This is a genomic window from Streptomyces sp. NPDC018026 (assembly GCF_044327745.1).
GTDB classification, from domain to species: domain Bacteria; phylum Actinomycetota; class Actinomycetes; order Streptomycetales; family Streptomycetaceae; genus Streptomyces; species Streptomyces rubrogriseus.
The window spans coordinates 170279-193784 of record NZ_JBIRFY010000014.1 but is presented as its reverse complement, the minus strand read 5'-3'; the positions used below and the strand labels follow the sequence as shown (position 1 = coordinate 193784).

At 68.0% G+C, this 23506-nt stretch carries 22 protein-coding genes and 1 pseudogene; 14 read left to right on the top strand and 9 right to left on the bottom strand.

The annotated features are described in order from the left end of the window. Window positions 1-67 precede the first annotated feature (67 nt). The 4 genes from ACH4D3_RS33250 (at window position 68) to ACH4D3_RS33235 (ending at window position 3373) form a co-directional block, all read left to right on the top strand. The gene (locus ACH4D3_RS33250; RefSeq protein ID WP_398330084.1) at window positions 68-496 is read left to right on the top strand and encodes a cupin domain-containing protein; all 429 of its coding nucleotides are present in this window, start codon (window positions 68-70) and stop codon (window positions 494-496) included. A 176-nt stretch (window positions 497-672) separates the two neighbouring features. Then, complete coding sequence (locus ACH4D3_RS33245; protein WP_381609095.1) at window positions 673-1413, top strand: SDR family NAD(P)-dependent oxidoreductase; 741 nt, start codon at window positions 673-675, stop codon at window positions 1411-1413. Beyond that, window positions 1365-2453 (top strand): RNA polymerase sigma factor, encoded by a 1089-nt coding sequence (locus tag ACH4D3_RS33240; protein ID WP_398329948.1) that lies wholly within the window; start codon window positions 1365-1367, stop codon window positions 2451-2453. Before ACH4D3_RS33245 ends, ACH4D3_RS33240 begins: the two co-directional genes overlap by 49 nt. A gap of 119 nt (window positions 2454-2572) precedes the next feature. Then, entirely contained in the window at window positions 2573-3373 is an 801-nt protein-coding gene (locus ACH4D3_RS33235) for an alpha/beta fold hydrolase (RefSeq protein ID WP_398330081.1), read from the top strand. 171 nt (window positions 3374-3544) lie between these two features. Here the strand turns inward: ACH4D3_RS33235 and secY are convergent, their stop codons facing one another. The 4 genes from secY to mhpD form a co-directional block, all read right to left on the bottom strand. After that, window positions 3545-4858, bottom strand: coding sequence for a preprotein translocase subunit SecY (gene secY, locus ACH4D3_RS33230; RefSeq protein ID WP_398329945.1), 1314 nt, complete (start codon window positions 4856-4858; stop codon window positions 3545-3547). Window positions 4859-5077: 219 nt separating this feature from the next. Beyond that, window positions 5078-6055 (bottom strand): 4-hydroxy-2-oxovalerate aldolase, encoded by a 978-nt coding sequence (dmpG, locus tag ACH4D3_RS33225; protein WP_398330078.1) that lies wholly within the window; start codon window positions 6053-6055, stop codon window positions 5078-5080. 41 nt (window positions 6056-6096) lie between these two features. Then, on the bottom strand, window positions 6097-7044 hold the full coding sequence (locus ACH4D3_RS33220) for an acetaldehyde dehydrogenase (acetylating) (protein WP_398329942.1): 948 nt from the start codon (window positions 7042-7044) through the stop codon (window positions 6097-6099). Then, window positions 7041-7841 (bottom strand): 2-keto-4-pentenoate hydratase, encoded by an 801-nt coding sequence (gene mhpD / locus ACH4D3_RS33215; RefSeq protein WP_398329939.1) that lies wholly within the window; start codon window positions 7839-7841, stop codon window positions 7041-7043. The genes ACH4D3_RS33220 and mhpD overlap by 4 nt, the downstream gene beginning before the upstream one ends. A 191-nt stretch (window positions 7842-8032) precedes the next feature. On the opposite strand from mhpD, the gene ACH4D3_RS33210 reads away from it, so the two are divergent. Then, window positions 8033-8749, top strand: coding sequence for an IclR family transcriptional regulator (locus tag ACH4D3_RS33210; RefSeq protein WP_134655997.1), 717 nt, complete (start codon window positions 8033-8035; stop codon window positions 8747-8749). 430 nt (window positions 8750-9179) lie between these two features. Here the strand turns inward: ACH4D3_RS33210 and ACH4D3_RS33205 are convergent, their stop codons facing one another. After that, the gene (locus ACH4D3_RS33205) at window positions 9180-9899 is read right to left on the bottom strand and encodes an alpha/beta fold hydrolase (RefSeq protein ID WP_398329936.1); all 720 of its coding nucleotides are present in this window, start codon (window positions 9897-9899) and stop codon (window positions 9180-9182) included. 178 nt (window positions 9900-10077) lie between these two features. On the opposite strand from ACH4D3_RS33205, the gene ACH4D3_RS33200 reads away from it, so the two are divergent. After that, a complete protein-coding gene (locus tag ACH4D3_RS33200; RefSeq protein ID WP_398329933.1) occupies window positions 10078-10695 on the top strand; it encodes a TetR/AcrR family transcriptional regulator in 618 nt (205 codons plus the stop codon). Between the two features lie 124 nt (window positions 10696-10819). Then, a complete protein-coding gene (locus ACH4D3_RS33195) occupies window positions 10820-11368 on the top strand; it encodes a hypothetical protein (protein WP_398329930.1) in 549 nt (182 codons plus the stop codon). 93 nt (window positions 11369-11461) lie between these two features. On the opposite strand, the gene ACH4D3_RS33190 is transcribed toward ACH4D3_RS33195, so the two are convergent. Then, window positions 11462-12370 (bottom strand): helix-turn-helix domain-containing protein, encoded by a 909-nt coding sequence (locus tag ACH4D3_RS33190; RefSeq protein ID WP_398329927.1) that lies wholly within the window; start codon window positions 12368-12370, stop codon window positions 11462-11464. Window positions 12371-12462: 92 nt separating this feature from the next. Here ACH4D3_RS33190 and ACH4D3_RS33185 point away from each other — a divergent pair, with 92 nt between their 5' ends. The 5 genes from ACH4D3_RS33185 (at window position 12463) to ACH4D3_RS33165 (ending at window position 18044) form a co-directional block, all read left to right on the top strand. After that, complete coding sequence (locus ACH4D3_RS33185) at window positions 12463-14052, top strand: aldehyde dehydrogenase family protein (RefSeq protein ID WP_398329924.1); 1590 nt, start codon at window positions 12463-12465, stop codon at window positions 14050-14052. Between the two features lie 173 nt (window positions 14053-14225). After that, window positions 14226-14606, top strand: coding sequence for a winged helix-turn-helix transcriptional regulator (locus tag ACH4D3_RS33180; RefSeq protein ID WP_398329921.1), 381 nt, complete (start codon window positions 14226-14228; stop codon window positions 14604-14606). 193 nt (window positions 14607-14799) lie between these two features. Continuing rightward, the gene (locus ACH4D3_RS33175) at window positions 14800-15651 is read left to right on the top strand and encodes an oxidoreductase (RefSeq protein WP_398329920.1); all 852 of its coding nucleotides are present in this window, start codon (window positions 14800-14802) and stop codon (window positions 15649-15651) included. Continuing rightward, window positions 15651-16265, top strand: coding sequence for a TetR/AcrR family transcriptional regulator (locus ACH4D3_RS33170; RefSeq protein WP_398329918.1), 615 nt, complete (start codon window positions 15651-15653; stop codon window positions 16263-16265). Before ACH4D3_RS33175 ends, ACH4D3_RS33170 begins: the two co-directional genes overlap by 1 nt. A 195-nt stretch (window positions 16266-16460) precedes the next feature. Beyond that, window positions 16461-18044 (top strand): AMP-binding protein, encoded by a 1584-nt coding sequence (locus ACH4D3_RS33165; RefSeq protein ID WP_398329916.1) that lies wholly within the window; start codon window positions 16461-16463, stop codon window positions 18042-18044. On the opposite strand, the gene ACH4D3_RS33160 is transcribed toward ACH4D3_RS33165, so the two are convergent. Beyond that, on the bottom strand, window positions 18039-19031 hold the full coding sequence (locus tag ACH4D3_RS33160) for a hypothetical protein (RefSeq protein ID WP_398329913.1): 993 nt from the start codon (window positions 19029-19031) through the stop codon (window positions 18039-18041). The two genes, ACH4D3_RS33165 and ACH4D3_RS33160, sit on opposite strands and share 6 nt — an antisense overlap. After that, window positions 19028-19657, bottom strand: a complete 630-nt coding sequence (locus ACH4D3_RS33155) for a hemerythrin domain-containing protein (protein WP_398329910.1) — start codon at window positions 19655-19657, stop codon at window positions 19028-19030. Before ACH4D3_RS33155 ends, ACH4D3_RS33160 begins: the two co-directional genes overlap by 4 nt. Before the next feature lie 85 nt (window positions 19658-19742). Here ACH4D3_RS33155 and ACH4D3_RS33150 point away from each other — a divergent pair, with 85 nt between their 5' ends. Continuing rightward, window positions 19743-20372 (top strand): TetR/AcrR family transcriptional regulator, encoded by a 630-nt coding sequence (locus ACH4D3_RS33150; RefSeq protein ID WP_398329907.1) that lies wholly within the window; start codon window positions 19743-19745, stop codon window positions 20370-20372. Window positions 20373-20507: 135 nt separating this feature from the next. Next, window positions 20508-21931, top strand: a pseudogene (locus tag ACH4D3_RS33145) (NF041680 family putative transposase). A 306-nt stretch (window positions 21932-22237) separates the two neighbouring features. Here the strand turns inward: ACH4D3_RS33145 and ACH4D3_RS33140 are convergent. Then, window positions 22238-23239, bottom strand: coding sequence for a helix-turn-helix domain-containing protein (locus ACH4D3_RS33140; protein ID WP_398329904.1), 1002 nt, complete (start codon window positions 23237-23239; stop codon window positions 22238-22240). Between the last annotated feature and the right edge of the window lie 267 nt (window positions 23240-23506).

Here is a 23506-nt window from a genome sequence, read left to right as displayed (position 1 = left end):
TCTCTCTTGCAACGGTCCTGCGGGCCTGGCCGGACCCCTGAAAGGTGTGACCGCATTGCGCAATAATCTGCTACGGACAGGAGGGACGCTGAGCGCGGCCCTCGGTCTCTCCCTCGGCGTCGGCGTCCCCGCGTTCGCCACCCCCGGCGGTCCGGGCGTATCGGGCACCATCATTTCCCAGACCACAGTGGGCGGAACCGACTACATCCTCCGCCAGATCACCGTTCCCCCTGGTCAGGGCACAGGCTGGCATTACCACGACGGAACCCTCTACGGCTTCGTTGAGCACGGTACCCTCAGCCACTTCGACTCCGGCTGCGAGTCCGACGGGGTGTACAAGGCCGGCAGCAGCCTCACGGAGCCGGCCGGTGCGAACCACGTGCACATCGGCCGCAACCTCGGCAAGACCGATGTCGTCCTCGATGTGCTCTATGTCCTTCCGCATGGCGCTCCGCTGTCGCGCGATGCTCCCAATCCAGGGTGCGACTTCGAGTAGAGCCCGGAGCGGGCCCAGCTGTGCGACGTGCGGCTGGGCCCGTGCCATTGCTGGCGGCCTGCGTATGCCCGAGCCGCAACCCGGTTCGTGGCGCCGGTTCACCGCACGGACACCATCCATCCCGGGCGGATACTCCCCTCCATGCTGGAATCCGCCTGATTTACGAAAGGAATCCCATGACGGACCGGAAAATTGCCCTGGTCACTGGTGCTGGACGCGGATTGGGTAGGGGTATCGCGCAGCACTTGACGCAGTCGGGTGTCGCCGTTCTGGGCACCTATCTCACCAGCAAGCGCGCAGCCTCCGAGGCCGCCGGTCCGGACCTGGTCTTCCGTCAGCTCGACGTCACCCGGATCGACACGTTCGCGGAGTTCGCCACCACCGTCAGGAACACCCTGCAGGAGAGCTTCGGCGCAGAGACCTTCGACTACCTCGTCAACAACGCCGGCATCGGCACCTACGCCCCGTATGCGACGACCACGCCGGAGCAGTTCGACGAACTGGTTCAGATCAACCTCAAGGCACCGTTCTTCCTCACCCAGGCGCTGCTGCCGCTGATCAATGAGGGGGGCCGTGTGCTGAACGTGTCGACTGCCCTGACCCGCGGTGTTGTACCGGGCATGTCCGCCTATGCTGCCACCAAGGGCGCGATCGAGGTCCTGACCCGCTATCAGGCCGTCGAGTTGGCCGAGCGTTCCATTCGCGTCAACACGCTGATGGGCGGGGCGGTTCTGACCGACTTCGGGGGAGGCATCATGCACTCGCCGGAGGTACAGCAGCTGTCGGCCCACACGATTGCCCAGGGCCGCATCGCCATGCCCGACGACATCACCGCCGCTGTCCCCGCGGTCCTTTCCGACTCCTTCCAGTGGGCGACCGGCGCGGTCATCGACCTGTCCGGCGGACAGAGCCTCTGAGCAAGCGCGTAGACGAGCCGAGCGGGCCTCGTCGCTGGGGTGTCCGTCGCAGACGCGGGTCGCCGGCGGCGAACTGCGTTCAGGGGTGGCCCGATTACGATGCGATGATGGACGACAGTACGTTGGTCGGCTGCGCCCGGCGTGGTGATGTTGAGGCGCTCGGGATGCTGGTCCGGCGCCATGAAGCCGGTATGCGTGCGGTGGCGCTGAGCATCCTGGGGCACGGTCCGGATGCCGAGGACGCCGTACAGGACGCAATCGTGACCGCGATCGTGTCGATCGGCGAGGTACGCGATCCCGCAGCGGTCGGCGGCTGGCTGCGGTCGGTCGTCCGGAACAACTGCCGTATGCGGGTGCGTGCGAAGCGGCCCGTCCCGGTCGCGGACCCCGAATGGTTTCTGCCGGCCGATGAAGCCTTCGGCGCGGACGAGTTGCTCGAGCGGACGGTTTCACGGGACTGGGTGTGGCACGCCATGGCGACCCTCTCCGAGAAGGATCGTCTGATCACGATGCTGCGGCATTTCAGCAGTGTGCGCTCCTACGCGGACATCGCCACCGTGTGCGGCATCCCGGTCGGGACGGTGCGCAGCCGCCTGCACCACGCCCACCGTGCGCTCGCGGCCACGCTGCGTGCCACGGCGGACGCGGCGTACGCGGACGTGTCGGACCGGATCGGTGCGCGACAACGGGAGGCCGCCGATGCCGTGCGGGCCACGGCGCGCGGCGACTTCCGGCATGTGGTGAGCGAACTGTGGTGGCCGGACGCCCAGCTCGTCGTGCCGGCGTCGTCGGTGAGCGGTGGGGTGGACCTGGCCGTGCGGGCGATGGACGGCGACCTGGAGTCAGGAGTCCGGCCCGGGCTGGTCGACGTGGTCGCGGGAGACGACGTGCTCATCTGGGAACTCGAACTCGTCAACCCTGCCTCGGACCCCGACCACTGCCCACCGAACGCGGTGTGGCTGCAGTCGCTGGACAGCGGACGGGTTCGCACGGTCACTCTCTTCCATCCGGTCCCTGAACAGAGAAAAGTCGGAACCTGATCGAACTCGGGTGGGTGCTCGTGCATCTGGTCAGGGCAGCATCATCCTGATCGGAGAACAAGTTGAAGTCCGCAAACCCCCTGAGCACCCATGAGATCACCGTCGGCGGCATCCGGCAGGTGTACCACGTCGCAGGCCAAGGGCCTGTCTGCGTGGCGCACTCGGGCGGCCCCGGCACCGCGTGGTCGTATCTGCGGATGCCGCTGCTCGAGCAGCACCGCACGATGGTCTACCTGGAGCCGGTCGGCACGGGTGACTCAGGCCGTCTGGAGTCCTACGACCTCGCCACCTACGTCGCCTTTCTCGCCGCCGTCGTCGACGACCTCGACTCACCACGGGTCCAGCTGCTCGGCCATTCGCACGGTGGATTCGTGGTGCAGCGCTACGCCCTTGAGTACCCCGGCCGAGTGGCAGGTCTGATCCTGTACGACACGACGGCGGTGGCCGACCCGGGATTCTGGGAGTCGGCCATGGCAGGCGTCACTGCCTACGGTTCCGTCGACCCGGAGATCCCCTCCGCGTTCGAACGGCTGATGGCCGCGGCTGACGACGCGGCGATGACGGCCGCACTGCGCGACGCCCTTCCGGCGTACTTCGCCGACTTTCCCGGCCGGAGGTCGGAATACGCCGACCTGGTCACGGGCCTTCGCGCTTGGCTGGTTCCGCAGGTGCCGGAGCTCTTCGACCTGCGTGACCGACTGGGTGAGATCACCGCACCCACGGTTATCATCGCCGGCACCCACGACTTCATCGCCGGGCCGCGGTGGGCGGGGATACTGCATGCTTCCATTCCGCACGCGCATCTCGTCGAGCTTGAGCACAGCGGACACTTCGGACACATCGAGCAGCCTGCCGAGTTCACGGCTGCCGCGACGTCCGTCGCTCCGGATCTGGACGCGGACGTAGTCGCCGGTACCTGAGCCGCCGGTACCTAGCCGCCGGGCCGCGGCCCTGCGCGGGCCCGGCGGCTCGGGACTCCGGTCGTGCCTGGACGGCGGTCGCGGCGCCCGGATCAGAACGTGACATACGAACCCCTCCTCACCGCCGTCGACCGCGGGTGGGCCGTGCCACACATTCCGCGCCCCGCGTCGTCAGCGCAGGAAGCCCTCATAACTGCGTTGCTGGAGCTGACCCTCGATCTGCCGTACGGTCTCCAAACCCACGCCGACGATGATCAGGATGCTTGTCCCGCCGAACGGGAAGTTCTGACCGGCCCCGATCGCGGCCAGCGCGACGGTGGGGACCAGGGCGATCAGTCCCAGATACAGCGCGCCAGGCCAGGTGATCCGGTTGAGCGTGTAGCGCAGATAGTCGGCGGTGGGCCGTCCGGCCCTGATCCCGGGGACGAAGCCTCCGTACCGCTTCATGTTGTCCGACACCTCGTCGGGGTTGAAGGTGATCGCGACGTAGAAGAAGGCGAAGAACACGATGAGCACGAAGTACGCGGTGATGTAGACCGGGTGGTCGCCCATGGTGAGGTTCCGGACGATCCAGGTCTTCCAGGCCGAGTTGCCGCTCGAGAACTGTGCGATCAGCGACGGCAGGTAGAGAAGTGACGAGGCGAAGATGACCGGGATGACGCCTGCCTGGTTGAGCTTCAGGGGAATGTAGGTCGAGGTCCCGCCGTACGAGCGGCGGCCGATCATGCGCTTGGCGTACTGCACCGGAATGCGGCGCTGGGCCTGCTCCACGAAGACCACGAGGCCCACCAGCGCCAGTGACACGAGGATGACACCGCCGAACTCGATCCAGCCGCCGGCCAGGGTCCCCTGCTTCTTGACCGCCCACAGGGCGGAGGGGACGGTGGAGGCGATCGAGATGAACATGAGGATCGACATGCCGTTTCCGATACCGCGGTCGGTGATCAGCTCGCCGAGCCACATCACCACACAGGTGCCGGCGGTCATGCAGATGACCATGGTCACCGTAGTGAAGGCCGACCGGTCCGGGACGATGTCCGAGGCGACTGCGCAACCGGAGAAGAGCGCGCCACTGCGTGCGGTGGCCACCAATCCGGTGGCCTGGAGGACGGCGAGTGCCACCGTCAGGTACCGGGTGTACTGGGTGATCTTCGCCGTTCCGGCCTGGCCCTCCTTCTTGAGAGCCTCTAGGCGTGGGATGACCACGGTCAGCAGCTGCAGGATGATGCTGGCGGTGATGTAGGGCAGGATGCCGAGCGCGAAGACCGTGATCTGAAGCAGCGCACCCCCGCTGAACAGGTTCACCAGCCCGAACAGCCCCTGGCTGTCGGCCGTCTGGTCGAGGCACTGCTGGACCGTTCGGTAGTCGACGCCTGGAACCGGTATGTGGGTGCCCAGTCGGTACACCACGATGATGCCGAGCGTGAAGAGCAGCTTTTTACGCAGGTCAGGCGTCTTGAACGCGTGAGCGAACGCCATGAACACGATGCCTCCCGTGGCCCTACGTGCGGATGCCGTCGTAAGGACCAAAGATTCTCGACAGGACAACGGCGCATCGGTGACGGCTGCCGCTTCGAGGCAACATCGTTCGTGTTCGAGGCCCGTTTTGTCAAGAAAGAACGTTCTGCCTTCGAGGTTCGGACTGGGTCCCTGCGCCGTCCGCGTGGGCGGCGCAAGGATTCCCCGAGCGAGAACCCGTCCGGCTCACGGCCGAACGGCGGAGGACCGCGCGAGGTCCAGTGCGACGTCCGTGATCATGTCTTCCTGGCCGCCCACCATCTTGCGGCGTCCGACCTCCACGAGGATCGAACGGGTGTCGAGGTCGTAGCGCTCGGCGGCGACCTCCGCGTGCCGCAGGAAGCTGGAATACACGCCCGCGTACCCGAGCGTGAGTGTCTCGCGGTCGACACGCACCTCCCGGTCCTGGAGAGGCCGGACGAGGTCGTCCGCGGCGTCCATCAGGGGGAACAGATCGCAGCCGTGCTGCCAGCCCTGGAGGTCGGCCACGGCGACGAAGGCCTCCAGAGGACAGTTGCCCGCGCCCGCGCCCTGACCGGCGAGGGACGCATCGACACGGACGGCGCCGCTTTCCACGGCCACCACACTGTTGGCGACACCGAGGGCGAGGTTGTGGTGGGCGTGGATGCCCATGTCGGTCGAGGGATCGAGGACGTCCCGGTAGGCCCGGAAGCGGGCGCGGACCCCGTCCATGGTCAGACGCCCGCCGGAGTCCGTGACGTACACACAGGTGGCTCCGTAGGACTCCATCAACTTGGCCTGGCGGGCGAGTTCGGCGGGTTCCGCCATGTGGGACATCATCAGGAAGCCGGCGACGTCCATGCCGAGATCCCGAGCGGCCGCGATGTGCTGGGCGGCGATGTCGGCCTCGGTGCAGTGGGTGGCGATCCGTACCGAGCGGATGCCCAGCCGGTGCGCCTGCCTGAGATCCTCCACCGTGCCGATGCCGGGCAGGAGCAGGGTGGTGGGAACGGCCTGCCGCGCGGCGTCGGCGACGGCTTCGATCCAGTCCCAGTCGGTGTGCGCGCCGACGCCGTAGGTGAGGGAGGAACCGGACAGCCCGTCTCCGTGAGCGACCTCGATCGCTGTGACGCCCGCCGCGTCCAGTACGGAGGCGATGGAACGGGCCTGTTCGACCGAGTAGCGGTGCCGGACGGCGTGCATGCCGTCCCTGAGGGTCACGTCCTGGATGTAGAGATTGCTGGTCACCTGGCCGGCACCTCCTGCTTGCGGTGGGCCGCGACGCGCTCGGCGGTGCGCAGCGCGGCAGAGGTCATGATGTCGAGGTTGCCCGCGTAGGCAGGCAGGTAGTGCGCGGCCCCCTCCACCTCCAGGAAGACGGAGACCTTCCAGGCGGTGCTGTCCCGCTCGCCGGACGGAAGAAGGCGACGCTGAGGATCTTCGGTGGGCACCCGGTCGAACTGCACGTCCTGCTTGAGCCGGTAGCCCGGCACGTACTCCTGGACGGCGCGCTCCATCGCGAAAACGGCCTCACGGACCTTGGCGGTGTCGCAATCGGAGACCAGGCAGTAGACCGTGTCACGCATGATCAGCGGCGGCTCGGCCGGGTTCAGGACGATAATGGCCTTGCCCTGCGCCGCGCCGCCCACCTTCTCGATGGCGGCAGAAGTGGTCTCGGTGAACTCGTCGATGTTGGCGCGGGTTCCGGGGCCCGCGGAGCGGGAGGAGAGCGAGGCGACGATCTCTCCGTAGTGGACCGGGGTGACCGAGCTGACGGCGGCCACGATCGGAATGGTGGCCTGGCCCCCACAGGTGACCATGTTGACGTTGGGCGCACCGAGGTGTTCGTCGCCGTTGACCGGGGGGATCACATACGGGCCGACGGCCGCCGGTGTGAGGTCGACCAGGGTACGGCCGAGTGGACGCAGGACCTCTTCGTGACGCCGGTGGGCTCCGGCGGAGGTCGCGTCGAAGACGATCTCGACATCCTCGAACTCGGGCATCCGGACGAGTCCTTCGACCCCTTCGTGTGTGGTGGCGATCTTGAGGCGTCGCGCGCGGGCCAGGCCGTCCGACTCGGGGTCGATGCCGGCCATCGCGACGATCCTCAGGTTCTCCGACAGCCGCAGCACCTTGATCATGAGGTCGGTGCCGATGTTGCCGGAGCCGATGATGGCGACTGAGGTGGTCACTGGACAGCTCCTTCGGAGGAGAAGCGGACGCGGACGGAACCGAGTCCGGAGATGCGGGCTTCGAACAGGTCGCCGGGAACGGCCGGGACCATCGGCCCCAGGGCCCCGGTGAGGATCACGTCGCCCGCCTTGAGTGAGTCGCCCACCTCGGCCAGCGCACCGGCCAGCCACACCGCGGCGTTGAGGGGCCCGCCCAGGCAGTCGGCGCCGGTGCCCGAGGAGACCTGCTCCTCGCCCCGCGCCAGCGTCATGGCCACCTGCCGAAGATCGACACCGGTCAGGGGGACGGGTGTGCCACCGAGGACGAACAGCCCACAGGAGGCGTTGTCGGCGACGGTGTCGGCGAAGGTGATGTCCCAGTCGGCGATCCGGCTGTCCACGATCTCCAGGGCCGGCAGAACGAAGTCGGTGGCGCGGATGATGTCGGCGACGTTCGGTTCCGTGACGTCCAGGTCGGTACCGAGCACCAGCGCCACTTCCGCCTCGACCTTCGGCTGCAACAGCCGGCCTCCCGGCACAGTGCCGCCGTCCGGCACGACCATGTCCGACAGCAGGGCACCGAAGTCGGGCCGGTCGACGCCCAACTGCGCCTGCACGGCGGGGGACGTCAGCCCGATCTTGCGTCCTACGACACGGCGGCCGTCTGCCAGCTTGCGCTCCACGTTCAGCCGCTGCACCGCGTACGCCGCGTTGACGTCGTGGGCGGGAAGCCGGTCGCGTACCGGGGGGACCGGTTTGCCGCTCCGTTCGGCCTCGGCCAGCAGGTCGGCAGTCTCACGGATCGCGGGGGTGTTCATGGCGGTCAACCTCCGAGAGGAAGGCCGGGCGGTTCTTGACGAGTGAGGCCGGCCGACGGGCGATGAGCCAGGTATAGACGGATGCCCGGCGCAGGCCAAGGAACGTTCCATCACGCGGAACACATGGCTTCGGGGCAGGACCTTCGTGGCAGGCTGGATCCGTGGCAGGGAACGAATCAGCGCAGGGCAGCATGCTCGACAGGGCTGTGAGTCTGCTGGACTGCTTCCGCCCGGCGGGCGGAAGGCGGCGTCTGACGGAACTGGCGGCGGGCACCGGACTGGCCAAGAGCACCGTCCACCGGCTCGCCGCCGACCTGGTGCGTCTCGGACTCCTGGAGCGTGTGGGGCAGGAGTACCAGCTCGGCGGTCTGCTCTTCGATCTCGGAGGCCTGGTGCCGCGCCGCCAGGACCTGCGGGAGGTGGCACTGCCGTTCCTCCAGGACCTGTACGAGGCGACCCGGGAGACGGTGCACTTGGGAGTCCGGCAGGACTGGTCGGTGGTCTACCTGGAACGCATCCACGGTCATGAGAGGCTGCCCCTGCCGTCCAGGGTGGGCGGCACCCTGCCCCTGAGCTGCACCGGGGTGGGCAAAGCGCTGATCGCGTTCTCTCCGCGTGAGCAGACCGAGGAACTGCTGGCGGGCCCGCTGCCCCGCCTCACCCCTCAATCGGTGACCGATCCGGACCGCCTGCGCGTGATGCTGGACCAGGCCCGTCTCGCCGGTCTCGCCTACGAGGAGCAGGAAGCGGTGCCCGGGGTGAACTGCGTGGCGGCTCCGGTGTTCGCCGCCGACGGAACGGTGGCCGCCGCCATCTCGGTGGCCGTCCCCGTGGCTCGCTGGTATCCGGCGCAGCTCGGTACCGCGGTGCGCACCGCGGCGCTGGGCCTCACCAGGGCCCTGCGCTGAGAGTGCCGCGAGAGCGGCGCGGAGCACTTCGCGGCATCCCGCCATGGCAGTCCCGGTCCTCTGGTGACGGCACGCACGCCAAAAGACCCGGGGATGGGCGCTCTGTGGAGCAGCGGTGACCGTCACACGGGCCGAGTCACCGTACCCACTCGGCGTGGTGCCGTATTCGGTTCACTTCCCGTCGCCGGCTGCGCGAGCGGTGGAGCGTGTTGCGGCGGTTGCCGGCAGGTCCCTCGTCGACATCGCTCGGCGGGCTTGCGCGCTTTCGGGTGGAACCGCGCGTTGCTGCCGGTCATGGTTCCGCAAGGGCGCCGGGCAGTGCCGCACCGCGCTGCCCGGTCTGAGCTTCCACCGGCCGACGGACCGGAATAGGCCACGTCGGCCCTGACCCGGCCCGGTGTTGACCGGCGCCGGGCCGTCCCCGCACTGCTCAGAGCAGTTTGAGCAGTGCGGTCGCGATGTCCTCCGGGTGGTTCAGCAGGGCCATGTGCCCACCGGGCACCATGTGAGGCTCGACGCCCAGACGAGCGGCGAACTCGGTTCCCGGCCGGGCCAGTGACGTGTCGTCGGTACCGAGGACGTAGGAGGCGTCGAGGCCGGCCTCGGTGACCGAGGGCACTTCCAGTGCGTCGGTCATGTATCGGCCGGGCTGCGGCAGCGTCAGGCCGAAAACGAGTTCGTGCATTTCCTCCGGCTCGCCCTGCATCAGGCCGTAGCGGACCGCGTCGAGCGTCAGCGGGACGGTCCCGTCCGACGCGGCGGCGATGGACTCGCGTATGAGCGCGCCGTATGCCTCGTTCTCCTCGGCCATCGAGACACCGCGCTCGGGTACGACCGCGTTGTAGTACACGACGTGCCGCACTCGGTCGGCCAGTCGGTGCGCGGCGCCCGTGACCGGGTAGCCGCCCCAACTGTGGCCGACCAGGACGACGTTCGTCAGGTCGCGGTCCACCACCTCGCCGACGACATGGTCGACCGCGTCCCTCAACCGCAGGCCGACCGGAGAGCTGCCGTAGGAAAGTCCGGGGACCGTGACGGTCAGCGCACGATGGCCGTGCTCCCGCAGCACGCGCGCCACCGGATGCCAGCTCCATGCCCCCAGCCACGCTCCCGGTACCAGCACGAACGTCGTCTCAGGTGCGGTGCCCATGTGTCTTCTTCTCTCTGGTCAATAAAAAAACGAGGGATCGTTCTTTTATACAGGAACTCAGTATCCTGGGCCTCATGAGTCGATCTCCTGCCCCCGGGCCCCGTCGCGGGCCGACCGGTCATCGAGACGCGCGGTACGGCGGCCCGCACGGACCCGGGCGGGCGCGAGCATGCCCAAAGTGACGCAGGCCCACCTCGATGCACGTCGACGGCAGATCATCCAAGCGGCCACCGAGGCCTTCACCGAGCGCGGTTTCGCCGGGACCTCGATGGCCGACATCGTCCGCGCCACCGGTTTGTCCACCGGGGCGGTGTACCGGTACTTCCCCAGCAAGGAGCACCTGGTGCTGGCTGTCGTCGCCGGACGCGACGGTCAGCAGGAAGTGGGCGGCTTCCCCTCGGAGAGCGCAGCGGAGCTCCTCGGCCGGCTCATCGGCTATGTGACCCCGCCGGAGGGCGCGGGGCATGCCCGCCTCGTCTCTCTGATCTGGGGAGACGCGGCCGTTACGCCCCACCTGGCCGCCGTGGCCCGCGAACGCCACGATGCGCTTCAACGGCACCTCACCTCCGTGCTGGACGCCCGGCGCGTGCCGGGGAGGGAGTGCGGACCGGAGCCGGAAGACAGCAGCGCTGTCGCGCAGGTCGCTCTCGCGTCCCTCATCGGCTACGCGGCTCTCGTCGCGACAGACACTCCTGTTGACACCGACGGCTTCCTACGCGTCCTCGGGCGCATGGCCACCGGGGGATACGAACCGGCCACCGGTCCGACGCGCACGCAGGAGGCACCTCCCGCGTAGGCCTTGCGTCGGAAGCCGGTCCCGAGACGGTCGGCGGCGGCCCCTACGCTCATGTATACATACTGTGTATAGTCGCTGTGTCGTTGATTCGCAACGCTCTTGACAAGCCGTCCGAGGAGAGGGAATGACCAGGACACCACAGGGCGATGGCGCGAACCGGCCTCCGATTTCAGCGGATGGCCGGGAGAACGATTCGCCGCGCTTTCGCGTCGAGTTGGAGAGTCCCGACAGGGGAGTCAGGCATGTGAGGTTCATCCACGCGGATTCGATGGAAGAGGCCCTGGTCAAGGTTCGTGAAGTGCAACCACCCGGTGAGAGTCCCGGCGGCGACAGCGGGACGCTTCGAGTGGTGGAAGCCTCGGAGGAGAATAGTTTCACGGAGGATCGCCATCAGCGGAACGCTCGACGTCGCTACATCAACACCATTGTCGAATCCGGACTGAGGGCCCTGGGGCAGGACGCTCCCGCTCGCTCCGACGAAGCGTTCTTCGACGTCTTCTGCGATTTCTTCAGCCGGACCATTGTCCGGCCTGGACACTACGCCTTCCCTTCGGAGGGACCAGAGTCCGACCGGCTTCTCAAGGCCGACGACGCCACCACCGTCATGGCGCAACTGCTCCTTACCCATCTCGCGCACCATGACGTAACGTTGACGCGTATACGCCCAGAATGAGAGATTGCCGGACATCGCTTCGCTGATTCGACCTTGCGGCCGGGCTCTGGTCGGCAGGCGGGTGGCGCCTGCCCGGTTCTGGGAGGCGGGGCTCTACGCCCGGTGGTGCCGGATCGGCTTCTCTCCCCCCAGATCGGCACGCTCGGTCGTAGCCCACGTGGCCAGGAGTCGGAGTCGCTCATCATCGGCCGTGCCGGGCTCCGCTGTGTAGGTCATCATGGTGAGCCCCTCATCGGCCAGAAGTTCCATGGCTTCGTAGGAAACCGCGATCTCACCGACGACCGGGTGGCTGAACCGCTTGAGCCCAGTGCGGTAGACGCGTACATCGTGTGAGGCCCAGCGATGGGCGAAGCTCTCGCTTCGCGTGGTCAGCTCGCCGATCAGGTCGGTGAGCTGCTTGTCATAGGGCGTGCGACCGGCTTGAGCACGCAACAACTGGACCGCGGTGTTCTCCGCCTCGTTGAAGTCCGGATAGAAGGCAGGGCTGTTGGGGTCGAGGAAGTTGAATCGCGCGATATTCGGTGGCGCGAGCGGCGTGGAACGAGCCGGACTGTCGAATGCCGGTGAGTACAGAGCACGAGCCAGGAGATTGGTGCCGATGATGTCGAGGCGGCCGTTGCACACGCACGCCGCGGCCGTGATCATCGAGTCGAGGACGCGTTGCACCTCCGGGCGGATCTTGGCAGCCGCCGGCCGACGGTTCCGGACGACTCCCGCGTTGGCGGTGCGGGCCAGGTCGAAGAGATAGGTCCGCTCGGCTTCGTCGAGCCGCAACGCCCCGGCGATGGCGCCCAGGACGCCGTCCGAGACCCCGGTGAGTCGTCCCTTCTCCAATCGGGTGTAGTAATCCGCGGAAATCCCCGCCAGCAACGCCACCTCCTCCCGGCGTAGCCCCTTGACGCGTCGTTTGCCTCCGTAGGCCGGCAGGCCGGCCGCTTGCGGAGTGATTTTGGCGCGTCGAGTGGACAGAAACTCGCGAACCTCGTCGTTTCTGCTGCTCATCACCACACCGTACGACGCGTGAGCGTGCTGGAAGGGGTTCTGCCGGAACCCGGAACAGCCCGCCCTGGCACGCCGCGGAGATCCGTTGTTCCGTGGGCGCCGGGCCGGAGCGGGCAGCGGACACCCAGGTCATCGGCCAGGTGGCAGGCGCGACGCGGCTTCGGCACGCTCACACCTGTCATGTCGGTGTCTCGGCACCGATGTCGGCCAGACCGAAGGAACAGCCCGTCATGACCAACATTCCGCAGCTCACCACCGACCTGTTCCTGGGCGGGCACTGGATGGGCTCAAGTGCCGGAACTCTTACCACGTACAACCCGGCCACAGCCGAGGCCATCACGGACATCGCGGCAGCCGGTGAGGCCGACGTAGATCAGGCGGTGCGTGCGGCGACCACCGCCCTGCACGGTGAGTGGGCCGCCACGGCGCCCAGCATGAGGGGAGTGCTCCTGAACAAGCTCGCGGACCTCGTGGAACGCGACGCCCAGATCCTGGGGACGCTGGAGTCGCTGGACATGGGTGCCCTCCTCAGCGTCACGCAGGGGTTCTTCGTCCCGGACCTGATCGCGACGCTCCGCTACTACGCCGGCTGGGCCGACAAGATCAACGGACATACCCTGCCCAACAACGGATACATAGGGCAGTCCGTCCTGTCGTACACCATCCGTGAGCCGGTCGGAGTCATCGCCGCGATCGTGCCGTGGAACTCTCCGCTCATGGTCCTCGGCTGGAAACTGGCACCCGCACTCGCTTCGGGAAACACCGTCATCGTGAAGCCGGCGGAGGACGCCTCGCTCTCGATTCTCCACTTGGGCAAGCTGATTGAGGAGGCCCAATTCCCCGCCGGTGTCGTCCAGGTGCTGCCGGGGCGGGGTTCGGTGGCCGGCGAGGCGCTGGCGAAGCACCCCGGGGTGCATAAGGTGTCGTTCACCGGCTCCGTCGAGGTCGGGCGGTGGATCCTGCGCAACTCGGCGGGCAATCTCAAGCGCACCACCTTGGAACTGGGTGGTAAGAGCCCTCAGATCATCTTCGGTGACGCCGACATCGAGGCGGCCGTCATGGGCACGGCCGCCGGCCTGTTCCTGAACTCCGGCCAGGTGTGTGCGGCCGGCACGCGCGTCTTCGTGCACCGCTCCGTCCTCGACACCGTTCTCGACGGTCTGCGAGCGGCCGCCAGTGCTCAGGTGCTTGGCTCTCCCTTCGAGGAGACCACCACAATGGGACCGCTTGTGAACTCCGCGCAGAAGGAACGCGTACTCGGCTACGCGGCGAAGGGCAGCGCCGAAGGCGCGACCCTCGTCGCGGGAGGCGGGTCCCCCGAGGGGACGGGGCACTTCGTCGAGCCGACCCTGTTCACCGGTACCAACGACATGGCGATCGCCCGCGAAGAGATCTTCGGTCCGGTCGGGATCGTCGTTCCGTTCGACGACGATGCCGAGGCCGTCGCGCAGGCCAACAACAGCGACTACGGCCTGGCAGCCACGGTGTGGACCGGCGACGTGAGTCGGGCGCACGAGGTCGCAGCCAAGCTGCAGGCGGGCGCGGTAGGCGTCAATGGCTGGGCTCCCGGTGGGCCGCAGATGCCCTGGGGCGGCGTGAAGTCGTCCGGTCTCGGCAGGGAACTCGGCTACGAGGGCATTCTGGCCGACACCGAGGTCAAAACGGTGTCCGTGATCGTGTGACCGCCCGCCGCGCCTGAGCTCCGTGGGTGGTTCTTCCGCGCCGGACCGACGGCAGGGGGAGATTCCCCGGCATCGCCGTCGCTCCGGCAGAGTGCGGGGCTCGGGCTCGTCGACGTTGGTGAGTGCCTGATGGGAACCCGCAGGTACCTCTGGCGCATCTACCATGGGACGCCATGAGCGCTTTCCGTCCCGGTGACCCTTTTCTCGCCGACTGTCCGGCGCGACTGGCGGTCGAGCTGATTGCCGACAAATGGACGGTGGTAGTGCTCTACGGCCTGAGCAAGGGGCCGGCGCGCCATGGCGAACTGGTCGAGATGATCGGCGGGGTCTCCCGCAAGATGCTCACCCAGACGCTCCGGAGGCTCGAAGCGCACGGCCTTGTCCGCCGCCACGCCCATGCCGAGATGCCGCCTCGTGTCGAATACGAGCTGACCCCGCTCGGGGCGACTCTGATCGATCCGATCCAGGTGCTGACGGAGTGGGCCAGGACGAACGGTGACGCGGTGCTCGATGCGCTCGACGCACACTCCGTCCCGGTCGTCCGCGGCACCTGAGTACTCGTCGGCGCAACCGCGTGCTGTCCGGAGTCCCTCTCGCTCGACGCCCGCGGTGAGTCCTGATGCGTAGGACGCAGCGGTCGCGATCACTACCGGAATCAACGCAGTGACGGTAGAAATCGACGCCGTGTAGACTTTTTCTGGGGGGGGGGAGTGGTCCGACTCCTTGCAAGCCCTCTTTGGAGGAACAGTGCAAAAGCACCAGAACTGGCTCATCACTGGCGTCAGCACGGGTCTCGGACGTGCCTTCGCCGAGGCCGCCCTGGCCGCAGGTCATACCGTCGTCGGCACCGTCCGCTCCGAGGAGGACCTGCGGGCCTTCGAGGAACTCAGGCCCGGTAGGGCTCACGGTCGCGTGCTGGACGTGACGGACGACGACGCCGTCCCCGGTACGGTCGCGGAGGTGGAGCAGAGCGTCGGCCCCTTGGACGTCGTCATCGCCAACGCCGGCTACGGCCTGGAGGGCACCTTCGAGGAAACCCCGCTGGCCGAGGTGCGGCGGCAGTTCGAGGTCAATGTGTTCGGGGCAGTGGCCACCCTGCGGGCGGCGCTGCCCCACATGCGGCGCCGCCGCCGCGGACACCTGATGGCCGTCACCTCCATGGGCGGGCTCATGACCGTCCCCGGCCTGTCCGCCTACCACGGCAGTAAGTTCGCCCTGGAGGGCATCCTGGAGACGCTGGGCAAGGAAGTCGCACAGTTCGGAATCCATGTGACGGCGATCGAGCCCGGCTCGTTCCGCACCGACTGGGCCGGACGGTCCATGACACGCGTCGCGCGGACCGTCGACGACTACGACGAGTTGTTCGTCCCCGTCCGCGAGGCGCGGCAGAAGGCCAGCGGGAACCAGTTGGGCAATCCGGCCAAGGCCGGGGAAGCGGTCGTGCACATCACCTCGGTCGAGCGGCCGCCGGCCCACCTCGTGCTGGGCTCGGACGCGCTGCGGCTGATCACCGCCGCCCGCGCGGCCGTGGACGAGGACATCCGCGCATGGGAGGCCCTCTCCCGTACGACCGACTTCGCCGAGGGCGCTCAGCTCTGATGCCCGGCCACCAGCCCGCGCGAAGCCGACGCACCACCGAGCGCAAGGGGGATGTCCGGGAGCGGGCCATCCTCGACACCTGCGAGGCCCTGCTAGCCCAACCGGGCTACGACGCCATGACCGTTGGCGACATCGCCCAGGGCGCCGGCATCACACGCGGCGCCCTGTACTTCTACTTCGGCTCCAAGCAGGAAGTGGTCACGGCGCTCGTGGCCCGGACCGTCGAGCACCTGTGGGAACGGTCCCGGGTCACCGCGCAGACGGACGAGCCCCGCCCGGCCATCACGGCGGCCATGCAGCGCACGGTCGAACTGTGGAATGAGCACGGCCTGGTCATGCGCACGGCGATCGACCTGTCGTTGACCGTGCCGGAGATCGGCGAGCTGTGGAACCACACGGCCGACCTGTTCATCGCGGCCATCACCGTCGTCCTCGAACGCGCCGGCGTCCAGGCCGGCACCGCACCGGACCAAGCCTCATCGATGGCACGCGCCTTGTGCTGGATGATCGAGCGGACCTTCTACCACGCTTCACAGGAATCCCGCGAGAGGCTCCAAGACGCGTCGGCGACATGCGAGCACATCTGGCTGACCAGCGCCGGCCTGGTCACCTGAGGTATCTGCCACGGACGCGGAGGAGACGCGGCGGGCCCTTGCCGACTGTCCGCCGACACAAGGGGGAGAACGTTCAGTATTGACACGGAAAAGGCTCTTGGGCATGCTGGTGAGGAAGAATGGTCGTTCTGTCCCTGGGTGAAAGGTTGCGCGTTGGCTGAATCAGCCTTTTGGGATGCAGTGGGGTCAGAATCAGTGCGTGAGCAGACAGTGGGATCACTCCTGAGCGAGGCGGTAGAGCGGGCGGCATCCGCGACAGCGCTCGTCGAAGGCGTTCCCGACCCGTCGGCCCGGCGACGCTGGACCTACGCAGAACTCTTCGAGGAGTCTGAGCAGGCCGCTCGGGCCCTGCTGGGGAGGTTCCGGCCGGGCGAACGTGTCGCGGTGTGGGCCAACAACATCCCAGAATGGATCATGCTGGAGATTGCCGCCGCACTCGCGGGACTGACCCTGGTCACGGTGAACCCCACGCTGCGTAGGAACGAGTTGCTGCATGTCCTCGGACAGTCGGAGGCGGCCGGGGTCTTCCTGGTGCGCGAATATCGCGGCAACTCGATGGAGAAGACGCTCTCCGGTCTGCGTGCCGATCTTCCGCTGTTGAGGGAAGCGGTACTGCTCGACGAATGGGCGTCATTCCGTGCCTCTGGATCGCCGACCGAGAGACTGCCCACGGTCAGTCCCGGCGATCCGGCGCAGATCCAGTACACGTCGGGTACGACGGGAACGCCGAAGGGCGCGCTGCTTCACCATCGTGGTATTACCAACAATGCACAGCTGTCGTACGTCCGCATCTTCGACATGCGTCCCGGTGAGTCCTTCGTCAGTCCGATGCCCCTGTTCCACACGGCCGGTTGCGTCCTGACCCTGCTGGCCACGTTCGCGTCGCGCGGCACCTATGTCATGCCGCCCTGGTTCGACCCGGCGTTGATGCTGGAGTTGATCGAATCCGAACGAAGCGCGGTCTTCGGTGGGGTGCCCACCATGCTCCATGCCATGCTCGATCACCCTCGGTTCGACCGCACCGACCTGTCCTCCGTGCGCTACGCACTGTCCGGCGGCGCGACCATCCCGCCCTCTCTGGTCCGCCGTACCGAAGCAGCACTCGGTGTGCCGATGGCCAACATCTACGCACAGACCGAGGCGTCACCCGGAATCACCATGACCGCATTGGAGGACACGCCGGAAGACCGGGCGAGCACGATCGGGCGGCCACTGCCCGGCTGCGCGGTGAAGATTGTCGATCCGCGCACCGGCGACCTGTGCGAGCGCGGTGAAACTGGCGAACTGTGCACCCGCGGCTATCACGTCATGACCGGGTACTTCGGCCTGCCCGAGCAGACCGCCGAAGCGATCGATACGGATGGGTGGCTGCATACCGGAGACCTCGCGAGTATGGACGATCGCGGATACCTCCGTATCGACGGCCGAGTCAAGGAAATGATCATCCGTGGTGGCGAGAACATCTATCCGCGCGAGATCGAGCAGGTTTTGGTCGACCATCCAGCGGTAGCCGAAGTCGCCGTGGTGGGAATCCCGGATTCCGTGTGGGGCGAACAGGTCGGTGCGTTCATCCGCCTGGCCGACGGAAAGGTCGCCGGTGAGCGGCAGTTGTTCGCCCATGTGCGTCAGCGTCTCGCACCGCATAAGGCGCCTCGAATATGGCGGTTCGTCACCGAATTCCCCTTGACTGGATCCGGGAAGATCCAGAAGCATCGATTGCGCGAGGAGTTCGTGGCGGAGCGCACGACCGCCCATCCCAGAGGCCGCCCGGCGTCATGATCTTGACGTCGGTGACAGTGTCGCCTCCCCGACGAGTTCGCGCAGGCGCGCGAGGGTGCCGTTACGACGGGCCTGCCGCAGGCCGTACTTGGCCAGGAGTCCATTGGTCGTCGCGATCAGCGTCTTGTTGGCCGGTGCCGTCAGGCCGTGGGACGTGTGCGGCGCGTAGCGGGCCCCCTTCTCCGTGACGGACAGCCAGCCGGTGAGGGTGCGCATGCTCAGACCGACACACTGCTGGTTGAATGCGTGGGCCAGGAATCCGGCCCGTCGGCCGCCCGGGGGCAGAACCCCGGGCGCCGCTTCGAGGCGCAGCCCCGCCGAGTCGTGTCCGGTGACGGCCACCGGGACGACGACGGGGTAGCCGTCGGAGCCCTGGTACGCGAGGACTCGGTGCGGAAGGGGCTCCATCTGGCGCGCCAGGGCGTCGACCGGGACGCGTGGCGTCGTGCCGTTCTTCGGTGGCTCCTGTTCGAGTGGTGGGGACGGCCAGGCCGGGCCCGTCGTCGAGAGAGGTCCCCGGGCCATCAGGTCGGGCCAGACCGCGATGCGGTCGACCTGCACATCTACGAAGACGCGTTCCCGGTGGTATTCGCGCAGGAGCCAGTCCCACAGACGCCCTTTCGGGGTGGCGCCGAGGAAGGGTTCGGCAGCCGCCATGAGTTCGGCCAGCCGCTCCGGTGCCGGGCTCAGGTCCACCGAGGCGGTGCCCTGGGCCAGCACGTAGGCGTTGGTTTCGGCGAAGCCGTGCTCGCGGGTGTGGTAGCCCAGTGAGACCCGTGGGTCGCGCAGGATGCGGTCGAGCTTCTTCGGGAAGCCGAGCGAGGTGGTGAAGCCGACCCGACCCGCCTCGCGGTCCGCGAGCCCGACCGGGGAGACACTGGTGACGACGGCGCCGCCCGCGGGAGTTCCGTAGGCGACCGCGACGGTGAGGTCGCCTCTGATCACGCTCTCCGCCACGTCCGGCCATTCGACCGGGACGGTGGTCATGCGGTGTTCCCACGCAGCACGCGGAGATCGGAGGCCGCCTGCCGGCGCAGCTCGGGCAGGAGAGCTCGAACCGGTTCGGGCATGCCCTTCAGCATCACCTCGACCTCGGCGGGGGAACCGGCCTCGTCCAGGAAGCCGATCATCAGGTGCCCCGCGACGGGCGGGGTGCTGGCGATGACCTTGTGCGCGAAGTCGTCCCACTCAGAGGGGGCGATGTGTTCGCGCAGGACGGGGAAGAGTACCGGTTCCTCATGGAGCAGGTGCGTCTGTACGGCCTCTTGTACCGCGGCGGCCGCTTCACGCAGCGCGACACGGGCAGGGCGGCCGTCCTCGATGGCAACGGCCGCCAGGCGATCGAGCGCGGCGTCCAGACGTACGTGCTCCCCGCTCAGTGCCGCGAGTTCCTGGGCTGCGGCCGGCGCCGCTGCGGCGATCAGCGGCCAGAGCAGCTCGTCCTCGGTCTCGTGGTGGTGACGCAGATTGGCGACGACGAAGTCACGCAGCCGGGCGAGCGCCGCGCCGGGCACTGCGGGGCGCTCGGCCGCCTCGACCAGTAAAGCGATGGCCAGGCGATGCGTCTCATGGGCAAGTCGGGTTTCTACAACGGCCGTGGGGTCCTGGCGCATTTCTCGTTCCATGAAGCAAGACATTTTCATTAGAGGCACCTATTGTCAATATTGATGCCTCGTCCGACGGGCGTATGATGACCTGGTGACCAGCAGGAAGTACCATTCGCCCCGCCGTTCCGATCTGGCTGCTCAGACTCGGGACGTCATCTTGAACAGCGCGTGTGCGCTCTTCTTGGAGCGCGGCTACGCCGGAGTCACCATCGGTGAAATCGCCCAGGCGGCGAACGTGGCCGTCCCCACTGTGTACAGCAGCGCGGGGAGCAAGTCGGCCATCCTGCTCGCCCTGTTGGAGCCGGCTCTTACGGAACCGGCCATCGCCGAACATCTCGCAGCGGTCGCGACCAGCGAAGATCCGTACGAGGTGATCGAGCTGACGGCCAGGGGGACCCGGCTTGCCCACGAACGCCACTGGGACCTGGTGTACGGCCTCTTCTACCGCGACCCCCCTGGAGAGCTGGCGGTCAAGACCGTCCTCGACAGGGGAGCTGACGATTTCGTACAGGCGCTGACCCACGTGGCCGCACGGCTCGGCGCGCTGGGCTCTCTCCCGGACGAGGTGGACGAGGCGGAGGCCCTGGATGTCCTCTGGTTCCACTTTGGCCCGCATGCCTGGACCACGCTCGTGGGGCAGCGCTCGTGGTCGTTCGACCGGGCCCAGACATGGACCACCCGGGCTGCCACCCGTGCGTTGTCGCTGAGGTGTCGCGACTGAGCTTGTTTTTAACGACAGTGCCAGGCAGGCGAGTTGAGTACCCATTGTCCTGCGAGGGCTGGTGCGACAGCAGTGCGGCCTTGGTGTGATCATGTGCGTTATCGAGACACTGTTGATCATGCCAAGGCCGCGAGGGTGAGTCTGCTGCACGACGCTGTCCGCGTCGAGTCCCTGACCGTGTTGTCCCGGTTCCGGACCGACTTCTACGACTGCCTGACCGCCCGCGCGGACGCACTGTTCGAGCTGGCAGACGCCGTGCTCTGCACCGACGGACCGGTGCGGTCGCTTGTGGATCTCGCGTTGGCGCCCGAGCACCGTCGGGGTCACGGCTCTCTCTACGCGGGTCTCAACCGCGGCGGGTGGATGTCGCACGGCTGCGGCGGGTCCTGGCCGGGGTGCCGCTGCCCCGGGCCGCGGACGGTCGGCTGGTGTTGGCCATCGATGTCTCACCGTGGTTGCGGCCGGACGCCGGGACCGTGCCGGACCGCTCGTTCTGTCACACCTACAGCCGAGGCAACGCCAAGCACCAGATGATGCCCGGCTGGCCGTACTCGGTCGTAGTCGCCCTGGAGAGCGGACGCACCTCTTGGTCCGCGTTGCCGGACGCGGTCCGCCTGGCTCCCGGCGCGGACCTGGCCGTTGTCACCGCCGACCAGGTCCGTGAGGTGGTCGAACGGCTCGCCGCCGCAGGCCAGTGGGCCTCCGGTGATCCGGAGATCCTGATCGTGCTGGACGCCGGCTACGACGCCCCGCGCATCGCCTATCTGCTGTCCGGCCTGCCCGTCGAGGTTCTGGGCCGGACCCGGTCGGACCGGGTGATGCCTCGCCCGGCGCCCTCGCGGGAGGAGTTCCTCCTGGCCAATCCGAAGGGCGGACGGCCGCCCAAGCACGGCGGGGAGTTCGTTTTCGGCGACCCCGCTACCTGGGGCGAGGAACAGGCTGTCACGGTCACCGGCACCCGCCTCTACGGCAAGGCCACCGCTCAGGCGTGGGACCGGCTGCACCCGCGGCTGACCCAGCGGGCCGCGTGGCTCGACCACGACGGCCCACTGCCCCTCATCGAACAAGCCGGTCTAGTTGTGGTGGTCAAGGACCGGTGCCACCTCGGCCGACGTCGACCGGTGCTGGCAGGCGCTCCTGCGAAGGTTCGACATTGAGCACACCTTCCGGATGCTCAAGCAGACCCTCGGCTGGACCCGGCCCCGCCTTCGTGACTCGGCCGCCGCCGACCGCTGACCTGGCTGGTCATCGCCGCCTACACCCAACTCCGCCTCGCCCGGCCGCTCGCGACCGACCTTCGGCGGCCGTGGGAGAAGCCGGCGCCGCCGCACAAGCTCACCCCCGCCCGGGTCCGGCGCGGGTTCCGGAACCTCCGCACAGCGACGGGCTCTCCGGCCGGTGCACCGAAACCCACCGCACCCGGCCCCGGACGCCCGACGGGCTCGAAGAACCGGCGTCCCGCAACCCGCCACGACGTGGGACGAGTCCTCGTCAGCGGCGAGGGATACCAGCGACCGGCCCACCACAAGGTCGGCATCAAACCCCGACGAACCGGTTAGAAAATAAGCTGAGGGTTTTTGGCACGAGTCCGTCCTGCGGCCAGGGGCTCGGTCGGCTGGGTCCACCGTGACGCTGCCGGGGTGAGACACGTGGGCCAGGTGTCCGCCGCGTACCGTCAGAACTCCCTGATCACCGGTGCGGGGACGGGACCCGTCGCTGCCACCTGAGTCAGCAGGATGGTGACCGCACCCGCGGCCGGGACGACGTGCGCCGCTGTGCCCGTGCCGCCGACCCAGTCGTCGGCCTTCGAGGCCAGCCCGCCGTGTGCTACGTCAGCGGGGACTCTCCACCCTCGTTGCCACAGACTACGAGAAGGAGTCGGACGCTCTGCAGTCCCCAGAAACGGTGGTTGCGGCGTAGTCGGTCGGAGTCTGGTCGTAGCGGCTTCGGAAGGCGCGGGCGAAGTGACCGCTGTCGGCGAACTGCCAGTGAGCGGCGATCTCAGTGATGGACATGCGCCGGTACGGTGTGACGAGCGCGCGGCGCGCCTCATCGAGGCGGCGTTCCCGGATGTATGCGCTCAGTGACTGCCCTTCGTTGGCGAAGGCCCGTTGCAGGGTACGTACGGAGACGTTCAGTTTTCGCGCGACAGTCGTGGGAGAGAGCGCGGGATCGGTGAGTCGGCGGTCGGCCAAGTCCCTCGCGGCTTGGGCCAGCGCCGGCGACAGCCGGGGTTCCACGTCGTCGAGGCCGCCTTGGACCGCTGCCCGAGCCAGTTCGGCCAGAGTGTCGCGAGCGGCGTTGACCCCGACCGGTCCGAGGCCGTCCAGCACCCGACCCACCATGGTGGCGTGTGCGGTCAGCAGCCGCACCTCGGCGGTGTCGATCGGACCGGAGGCCGTCTGCCCCCGCCCGCTCCGGATCTCGGCAGCGGGCAGCACGAGTACCTGGACGCTGGTGTGTGGTGTCGCGGCGAAATGCGACAACTCCCCAGTCTGGACCAGGAGACGGCCGGCCGGAGTCGTGTGCTCGGTTCTCCCGTCCGTTTCTCCGAACCGCCAGGTGCCCCGGTGGACGATCCACAGGCGTACGTGGTCGTCGGCCCCGACGCGTGGGCCGGCCGTTTGGAGGGAGGCCGTGTTCTCGAAGCGGTTGAACATCACGTCCCGCAGTCGAAACCCCTGGGATCGTGCCCCGAACCCGTCGACGGACGGCCGGCTGAAGGGCGCCAGCGCAAACGGCTCGCCCATCCGGTCCTGCCACTCGCGGGCGAAATCGCCGAAGGCGTTCGCGCCGCTCAGGTCCACCGAGAGAGTGTCGTTCATCGTTGTCGCGAGTCTTCCGTTCAGGTTGTCGCGTTGCTCCAAGCCTCCGCGACTGAGCTCGCGTCCGGCACGGCTCCCGGCCCCTCTTGCGGACACGCCTCACCGGCCTGTGTGTCGAGCACCTGAGGGGCGGCTCACGGGCCGGCCGGGGGAGTCCGTCCGCGTGCCGCGTAGAGGGAGGGAGCCCGATCACGGAAACGATGATCGCTTCCCGACCCCCACGCCCTGCCAGGGGCCGTCGTGACTCCGAGCAGGAGAAAGGCGCCGGTGGTCACGACGGTACGCCACAAGGCACGCAGTCTCATGACG

Bases quoted from the DNA above. Each gene is read 5' to 3' on its own strand.
- ACH4D3_RS33155 (WP_398329910.1), bottom strand. From the start codon at position 19,657: ATGCGCCAGGACCCCACGGCCGTTGTAGAAACCCGACTTGCCCATGAG.
- ACH4D3_RS33210 (WP_134655997.1), top strand. From the start codon at position 8,033: ATGCTCGACAGGGCTGTGAGTCTGCTGGACTGCTTCCGCCCGGCGGGC.
- mhpD (WP_398329939.1), bottom strand. From the start codon at position 7,841: ATGAACACCCCCGCGATCCGTGAGACTGCCGACCTGCTGGCCGAGGCC.
- ACH4D3_RS33160 (WP_398329913.1), bottom strand. From the start codon at position 19,031: ATGACCACCGTCCCGGTCGAATGGCCGGACGTGGCGGAGAGCGTGATC.
- ACH4D3_RS33195 (WP_398329930.1), top strand. From the start codon at position 10,820: ATGACCAGGACACCACAGGGCGATGGCGCGAACCGGCCTCCGATTTCA.
- ACH4D3_RS33180 (WP_398329921.1), top strand. From the start codon at position 14,226: ATGAGCGCTTTCCGTCCCGGTGACCCTTTTCTCGCCGACTGTCCGGCG.
- ACH4D3_RS33170 (WP_398329918.1), top strand. From the start codon at position 15,651: ATGCCCGGCCACCAGCCCGCGCGAAGCCGACGCACCACCGAGCGCAAG.
- ACH4D3_RS33190 (WP_398329927.1), bottom strand. From the start codon at position 12,370: ATGAGCAGCAGAAACGACGAGGTTCGCGAGTTTCTGTCCACTCGACGC.
- dmpG (WP_398330078.1), bottom strand. From the start codon at position 6,055: ATGCACGCCGTCCGGCACCGCTACTCGGTCGAACAGGCCCGTTCCATC.
- ACH4D3_RS33205 (WP_398329936.1), bottom strand. From the start codon at position 9,899: ATGGGCACCGCACCTGAGACGACGTTCGTGCTGGTACCGGGAGCGTGG.
- ACH4D3_RS33245 (WP_381609095.1), top strand. From the start codon at position 673: ATGACGGACCGGAAAATTGCCCTGGTCACTGGTGCTGGACGCGGATTG.